This window comes from Paracoccus sp. UBA5162 (genome assembly GCF_002413585.1).
Classification (GTDB): Bacteria; Pseudomonadota; Alphaproteobacteria; order Rhodobacterales; family Rhodobacteraceae; genus Paracoccus.
In genome coordinates, this window is sequence record NZ_DHXG01000051.1 from 1 (window position 1) to 8,358 (window position 8,358).

General features: G+C 65.1%; 4 protein-coding genes. 1 reads left to right on the top strand and 3 read right to left on the bottom strand.

What is annotated here, in order from left to right:
- From B4A72_RS07135 to B4A72_RS07145, 3 genes are all read right to left on the bottom strand, one after another.
- A partial coding sequence (locus B4A72_RS07135) for an alkaline phosphatase D family protein (protein WP_292978275.1) occupies positions 1–1,038 on the bottom strand: 1,038 nt, incomplete at its 3' end.
- A gap of 66 nt (positions 1,039–1,104) precedes the next feature.
- Positions 1,105–2,385 (bottom strand): AGE family epimerase/isomerase, encoded by a 1,281-nt coding sequence (locus B4A72_RS07140; protein ID WP_292954912.1) that lies wholly within the window; start codon positions 2,383–2,385, stop codon positions 1,105–1,107.
- Between the two features lie 11 nt (positions 2,386–2,396).
- Positions 2,397–5,831, bottom strand: coding sequence for a pyruvate carboxylase (locus B4A72_RS07145; RefSeq protein WP_292954909.1), 3,435 nt, complete (start codon positions 5,829–5,831; stop codon positions 2,397–2,399).
- A gap of 305 nt (positions 5,832–6,136) precedes the next feature.
- Here B4A72_RS07145 and uvrA point away from each other — a divergent pair.
- Positions 6,137–8,358, top strand: a 2,222-nt coding sequence (gene uvrA, locus B4A72_RS07150; protein WP_292978276.1) for an excinuclease ABC subunit UvrA, incomplete at its 3' end; no start/stop codon positions are given.

Sequence of the window (8,358 nt, forward strand, 5' to 3'; positions counted from 1 at the left end):
GCGGCTTTGCCACTGGTCGCGCAGGTCGTCCTCGTAGTGCTGCATCTTCGGGATGACCGCCATCACCGATTCCAGCAGCGACAGGCGCGGCCCCAGCAGCGGCACGCTGGAAACCATGAAGACGTGAGCCGCGTCGCTTTCCAGTGTCTCGGCCGGGCGCCACCCGGCCTCGCCCATGACCTGCCGCCGCTCGCGCTGCGACCGCAGATCGGGCGCGAAGATCGTCAGGCCGGGCAGATCGCGCCGCCATCCCAGGTTGCGCCCCGATGGCTCCCAGAACAGGTCCGGAATATCCGCGTCGGTGGCGGCGTGCTGGAACAGCAGATACATCTCGCGCGCCACCGAAAACAGCAGCCGACCCACTGCCGAATGGGTCGATTCGGCGGGCTGAGATCCCCAGCCGTCGCAGATGTCGTGATCGTCCCAGATCGACAGCGCCGGAATTTCGGCAAACAGCCGTTCGCAGGGATCGGCGGTCAGAACCCGAAGATAGCGTCGGGCAAAACGGTCGCGCAGATGCGCGCGCAGCCCCTCCAGCGCCTCGGCGCCGGGATCGGGGGGCACCGAATCGGGCCAATCCTCGCTGAGCGGGTGGCCTTTCGTCGCCTCATCGGCATAAATCTGGTCGCCGCCCTGAAGCAGCAGCGCGAAGGGGGCGGACTCGTGCTGTTCCAGAAGCCGCGACCACATGAGGTTGCGTTCCTGCGGATCGCGATCCAGATCGCCGTCCTCCTCGCCGTTGCACGAAACGAATCCGATCCGCAGATCGCCCTCCAGCCGTGTCGCGACCGGATGCAGCCGGCCGTCCAGCCGATAGCCGTCCTCGCCCACCGCCAGGGTGAAATCGTGGCGCCAGAAATCCAGCCCCGCCAGACGGGCGATCCGTCGCGGGGCGATCTTGGCCGTCTTCGTCTCGACCGGGCCGGGCGCGGCCGCACCTTCCGGACGGACGCTCAGCGCGGCAAGGGACAGCCCCGCCGCGTCGTGGCTGCGGAAATGCAGGATCGGCCCCGCCTCGCGGATGTCAGCAGTTGTCACGGCTTGTCTTTCATTGTCCTGGATCATCCAGATAGGCAGCGCGGGGCAAAATGTGCAGATCCTGCATCACCGCCCATGCGAAAACCCGCCGGTCAGGGCCAGGGGCTGGCCGATGCGCAATCCCTCGGCATGACGCGACAGCCCCGGCGTCAGCGCGAACAGATCGGCCTGCAAGGCGTGGTAGATGTCAGGCTTGCCACTGAACTGGCCCGTGGCAGGGCCACAGCCGGTATCGGCTTCGGGGAACCAGCCGCCCGCCTCGTGGTCGATCAGCCGCGTATCGGCAAAGCGCCAGAGTCGGCGATACCATTTCTCGTCGTCCTCGCGTGGCTCCAGTTTCGCCAGGGCGGCCAGGGCGCCGATCGCCTCGGTCACCGGCCACCAGAAGCGGGTCGGATTGTCCACCGCGCCGCCGAAATGCAGCGTATAGGCAAGACCGCCATGATCGGACCAGGCGTCGGCCAGCGCGGTTTCGACCAGCGCGCGGGCCTCGGCCGGGGCGTCGTTGCCGGGCCGGCCGGCCAGATCCCAGTGATGCAGGTGCAGCCGCGCCATCTCGAAGGAATGGCCGGGCGTGGTGCCGGCGGGGCGGAACATCGGGTTGCCGGCATAGGCGCGATCAGGCTGCCAATCGGCGCTGTAATGTTCGGGGATGCGCCAATCTTCGACCCGTGCGGTCCGGCTGACGAAGAAATCAAGGATCCGGCCCGCGCGGCGCAGATAATCGCGCTCGCCCGTCGCCTCGAAAGCGGTCAGCAGCGCCTCGACCCCGTGCATGTTGGCGTTCATTCCCCGGTAATCCGAGAAGGGCTGCCAATCACGGGTGAATTCATCGCGAAAAAGGCCCGCCTGCGGATCCCAGAAATGCCGGTCGAGCAGCTCGGAAATGTCGGCCAGCAGCCGGCCGGCATCGGGATGGCCGGCCATCGCCGCGCTGGAGGCGGCCAGCAGCACGAAGACATGGCCGTAAGCCAGCTTCGTCCCATCCGCGATCCCGGCCTGGTCACATGACCAGGCATAGCCGCCATGATCGGCGTCGCGATGACCGCGCCACAGATAGTCCATGCCGCGATCCACGATGCCCGCGCGATCCGGCCGGCCCGCGATCCCCGCCAGCGCGTAGGAATGAACGAGGCGGGTGGTCGTATGCAGTTCCTGCAGGCCGTCCGGCAAGGGCCGGCCGGCGGAATCGAGCGTGTGAAAGCCGCCGTCATCGCGCGGGCTGGCATCGAAGAAATCCAGCGCATGATGGGCGTCGCGGATCAGAAAGGCCCGGTGGCCGGGCGCGTCCAGCCAGGGCGCCCGGGATTCGTCGGGGCCGGGTCCGGGATCGTTCTTTGCCGGCATTGCCCTTGATCCTATTCGATTTCGACCAGCAGATCCTTGGCGTCGATCTGCTGACCGGCGCCGACATGGACCGCCTTGATCGAGCCGTCGCGGTCGGCATGGATGCCGGTTTCCATCTTCATCGCCTCGATGGTCAGCAGCAGGTCGCCCTGCTTGACCGCCTGACCCTGACTGACCGCGACCGAGGCCACGACGCCGGGCATGGGCGCGCCGACATGGGTGTCATCGGCCGGATCGGCCTTGGGCCGCGCGGCGGCGCTGCCGGCCACCTTGCGGTTCGGCACGCGGATGGACCGCGGCTGGCCATTCAGTTCGAAGAATACCTTGACCTCGCCCTTTTCGTCGGTGTCGCTCAGCGCTTGCAGGCGGATCTCCAGGATCTTGCCCGGGTCGATCTCGACCGCGATCTCCTGACCCGGCTCCATCCCGTAGAAGAAGCTGCGCGTCGGCAGCGTCCGCACCGGCCCGTAGATGCGGTGACGGCCCATATAGTCGAGGAAGACCTTGGGATACATCAGATAGCCGCACAGATCCTCGTCGTCGACGGGCTTGCCCTCCATCTCGGCCTGGACTTTCGTCCGCGTTTCTTCCAGATCGACGGGGTCCAGATGCGCGCCGGGGCGGTCGGTGATGGGCGCTTCGCCCTTCAGCACCTTCTTCTGGATCCCCTCGGGCCAGCCGCCGGGGGGTTGGCCCAGATTGCCGCGCATCATGTCCACCACGGAATCGGGGAAGGACATGTCGCGTTCCGGATCCAGCACGTCGGCGGGGGTCAGGTTCTGTGACACCATCATCAGCGCCATGTCGCCTACCACCTTGGACGAGGGCGTGACCTTCACGATGTCGCCGAACATCCGGTTCACGTCGGCATAAGCCTGGGCCACCTCGTGCCAGCGATCCTCCAGCCCCATCGACCGCGCCTGGCTTTTCAGGTTGGTGAACTGGCCGCCCGGCATTTCGTGCAGATAGACCTCGGATGCGGGCGATTGCAGGCCGGATTCAAAGGCCGCGTAATTCTCGCGCACACGCTCCCAGTAGTTGCTGATGGACCGGATCGCGCCGATGTCCAGGCCGGTATCGCGGTCGGTGCCCGCCAGCGCCTCGACGACCGACCCGATGGTGGGCTGGCTGGTATTGCCCGACAATGCGTCCATCGCGCAATCAACCGCATCGACGCCCGCCGCGGCGGCAGCCAGGATCGTCGCGCCGCCCATGCCGCTTGTGTCATGGGTGTGGAAATGGACCGGCAGGCCGACCTCTTGCTTCAGCGCCTTGATCAGGATCGTCGCGGCGGCGGGTTTCAGCAGGCCCGCCATGTCCTTCAGCCCCAGCACGTGCGCGCCGGCAGATTTCAGATCTTTCGCCGTTTCTACATAATATTGCAGGTCATACTTGGACCGATCCGGGTCCAGCATGTTGCCGGTATAGCAGACCGTCCCCTCGCAGATCTTGCCGGTCTCGATCACCGCATCCATGGCGACGCGCATGTTCTCGACCCAGTTCAGACTATCGAAGACGCGGAACACGTCCACGCCCGATGCCGCAGCCTGACCAACGAAGAACTGCACCACATTGTCGGGATAATTGGTATAACCCACCCCGTTGCTGGCCCGCAGCAGCATCTGGGTCATCAGGTTGGGCATCTTGGCGCGGATGTCGCGCAGCCGCTGCCAGGGACATTCCTGCAAGAAGCGATAGGCCACGTCGAAGGTCGCACCGCCCCAGCATTCCACGCTGAAGAGCTGCGGCAGGTTGGCGGCATAGCTGGGCGCGATGCGGATCATGTCGATCGACCGCATCCGCGTGGCCAGCAGCGACTGGTGCCCGTCGCGCATGGTCGTGTCGGTGATCAGCAATTGCTTTTGCGCGGCCAACCAGTCGGCCACGGCCTGCGCGCCCTTTTCCTCCAGCAATTGCCTGGTGCCGGGGGCCGGATCGGCCAGCGGCGCTGGCGGAACCGGCGGATGAGCCTGCGCCGGCGGCAATGCCCGGCCTGCGGTCTCGGGATGCCCGTTCACGGTGATGTCGGCCAGATAGGTCAGGATCTTGGTCGCCCGGTCGCGCCGCTTCTTGAAGGTGAACAGATCATCGGTCGTGTCGATGAACTTGGTCGTATAGGTGTTGTCCAGAAAGGTCTGGTGTTTCAGCAGGTTGATGACGAAATCGATATTCGTGCTGACGCCGCGCACGCGGAATTCGCGCAGGGCCCGGTCCATCCGCCTGATCGCCTGTTCCGGCGTCTGCGCCCAGGCCGTGACCTTGACCAGCAGCGAATCGTAGTAGCGCGTGATCACGCCCCCCGCATAGGCGGTGCCGCCATCCAGCCGGATCCCCATGCCGGTGGCCGACCGATAGGCGGTGATGCGGCCGTAATCGGGGATGAAGTTGTTTTGCGGATCCTCGGTCGTGACCCGGCACTGCACCGCATGGCCCGACAGGGTGATGTCGGATTGCGAGGCGGCGCCGGTTGCCTCGGCCAGCGTCGATCCTTCCGCGATCTTGATCTGTGCCTGCACGATGTCGATGCCGGTCACCTCCTCGGTGACGGTATGTTCGACCTGGACCCGCGGATTGACCTCGATGAAATAGAACCGGTCGTCATCCATATCCATCAGGAACTCGACCGTGCCGGCGCATTCATAGCCGACCGCCTGCCCGATCTTCAGGGCCAGATTGCAGACCTCGTCGCGCTGCGCCTGGGTCAGATAGGGCGCGGGGGCACGTTCCACGACCTTCTGGTTGCGGCGTTGCACGGTACAGTCGCGTTCATACAGATGATACAGCCCGCCATGCGCGTCGCCCAGAAGCTGCACCTCGACATGGCGGGCGCGCAGGATCATCTTTTCCAGATAGCCCTCGCCATTGCCGAACGCCGCCTCGGCCTCGCGCCGGCCCTCGCGAACCTTGTCCACCAGTTCCTCGGGGCCGTTGATCGGGCGCATGCCGCGACCGCCGCCGCCCCAGGACGCCTTCAGCATCAGCGGATAGCCGATTTCGGCGGCCTCGCGCTTGATGGCGTCGAAATCCTCGCCCAGCACCCCGGTCGCGGGGATCACCGGCACCCCGGCCCCGATCGCCACGCGCCGGGCGCTGGCCTTGTCGCCAAGCGCGCGCATGGTTTCCGCCTTCGGGCCGATGAAGGTGATCCCGGCAGCCGCGCAGGCATCGACGAAATCGGGATTCTCGGACAGCAGCCCATAGCCCGGATGAATGGCATCCGCGCCGCATTCCCTGGCCACGCGGATGATCTCGGGGATGGACAGATAGGCCGCAACCGGGCCCAGCCCCTCGCCGATGCGATAGGCCTCGTCAGCCTTGAAGCGGTGCAGGCCCAGCTTGTCCTCTTCGGCGAAGACCGCGACCGTCCGCTTGCCCAATTCGTTCGCCGCCCGCATCACACGGATTGCGATCTCGCCACGGTTGGCCACCAGAATCTTGTTGAACATGCCGGTCCCCCTGTCATCGTCGGCAGCATCCTACCCATGCCGCACCGCAGCGCAAGCGTCGGCGTCCCGGCCGCTCCGAAGGTCGCAAATCGGCGCCTCTCCTTTCCTGGGCCGAAGCCAAGGGTTGCGGGTCATCGCCCGATCCGGATCGACCCTCGCCTCGACCGACAAATCCCGCCCTGATGATCCAGACAGGATCTTTCCGCGGCTGCTTGCATCTGCGTTCTGTATATGTTCTCGTAAGCCGGTTGCTTTTTCAACCCGCCTGACTATGTGATGCGACTGGTCGGTCAAGGGCTCGCTTCATGGAACAGAAGTTCATCGAGATTCGCGGCGCGCGCGAGCACAATCTGAAAGGCGTGGACATGGATATTCCGCGCGACCGGCTGGTGGTCATCACCGGGCTGTCGGGCAGCGGCAAGTCCAGCCTCGCCTTCGATACGATCTATGCCGAGGGTCAGCGCCGCTATGTCGAAAGCCTGTCGGCCTATGCCCGGCAGTTTCTGGACATGATGGGCAAGCCAGACGTGGATCACATCAGCGGCCTGTCCCCCGCGATCAGCATCGAACAGAAGACGACCTCGAAGAATCCCCGGTCAACTGTCGGAACCGTCACGGAAATATACGATTACCTGCGGCTTCTTTTTGCCCGCGCCGGCACCCCCTACAGCCCCGCCACCGGCCTGCCGATCGAGGCGCAGCAGGTCCAGGACATGGTCGACCGGATCATGGCAATGGAAGAAGGCACCCGCGCCTATCTGCTGGCGCCCATCGTGCGTGACCGCAAGGGCGAATATCGCAAGGAGTTTCTGGAACTTAGGAAGCAGGGCTTCCAGCGCGTCAAGGTCAACGGCGAATTCCATGACCTGGACGAGCCGCCGACCCTGGACAAGAAATTCCGCCAGAACATCGATGTGGTGGTGGACCGGATCGTCGTGCGCGAGGGCTTGGAAACCCGGCTGGCCGACAGCCTGCGCACCGCGCTGGATCTGGCCAGCGGCATCGCCGTGCTGGAAACCGCACCCGCCGAGGGCGATCCGCTCCGCATCACCTTCAGCGAAAATTTCGCCTGTCCGGTCAGTGGCTTCACCATTCCGGAAATCGAGCCGCGGCTGTTCAGCTTCAACGCGCCCTTCGGCGCCTGCCCGGTCTGCGACGGGTTGGGAGTCGAGCTGTTCTTCGACGAACGGCTTGTCGTGCCCGATGCCGGATTGTCGGTGGACAAGGGCGCGATTCTGCCCTGGGCCAAGTCGAAATCGGCCTATCTGACCCAGACCGTCAACGCGCTGGCCAGGCATTACGGCTTCGACAAGAAGACCGCGTGGAAGGATTTGCCCGACCATGTCCGGCAGATGTTCCTCTACGGATCGGGCGAAGACCAGATCAAGTTCCGTTTCGACGATGCCGGCCGGGTCTATGAAATCAGCCGCGTCTTCGAGGGTGTGATCCCGAACATGCAGCGTCGTCTTCGTGAATCCGACAGCCAATGGGTGCGCGAGGAATTCGAGCGGTATCAGAACAACCGTCCCTGCGGCGCCTGCAACGGCTATCGCCTGAAGCCCGAGGCCCTGGCCGTTAAGATCGCCGGCGACCATATCGGGCAGGTCGTGGAACGCTCGATCCAGGACGCGCTGGACTGGGTCGAGGACGCGCCGAAACATCTGTCGAAGCAGAAGAACGAGATCGCCGCCGCGATTCTGAAGGAGATTCGCGAACGCCTTGGTTTTCTTGTCAATGTCGGACTGAATTATCTGACGCTGTCACGCGCGGCGGGCACGCTGTCGGGCGGCGAATCACAGCGGATTCGGCTTGCCAGCCAGATCGGCAGCGGGTTGACCGGCGTATTGTATGTGTTGGACGAACCCAGCATCGGGCTGCATCAGCGCGACAATGACCGTCTGCTGCGCACGCTGATGAACCTGCGTGATCAGGGCAATTCGGTGCTGGTCGTGGAACATGACGAGGACGCGATCCGCCACGCCGATTACGTCTTCGACATGGGTCCGGGCGCGGGCGTGCATGGCGGCAGCGTCGTCAGCCAGGGCACGCCCGACCAGATCGCCGCCGATCCGGCCAGCCTGACCGGTCAATACCTGTCCGGCGCGCGCCAGATCGCGGTGCCGTCCGAACGCCGCAAGGGCAACGGCAAGAAGGTCACCGTGGTCCGGGCCACAGGCAACAACCTGCAGGATGTCACGGCGGAATTCCCGCTGGGCAAGTTCGTCTGTGTCTCGGGGGTCTCGGGCGGCGGAAAATCGACCCTGACGATCGAGACCTTGTTCAAGACCGCCAGCCTGCGCCTGAACGGGGCGCGCCAGACCCCGGCCCCCTGCGAGACGATCAAGGGGCTGGAACATCTGGACAAGGTCATCGACATCGACCAGCGCCCGATCGGCCGCACGCCCCGGTCGAACCCGGCCACCTATACCGGCGCCTTCACGCCCATCCGCGACTGGTTCGCCGGGCTGCCCGAATCCAAGGCCCGCGGCTACAAGCCCGGGCGCTTCAGCTTCAACGTCAAGGGCGG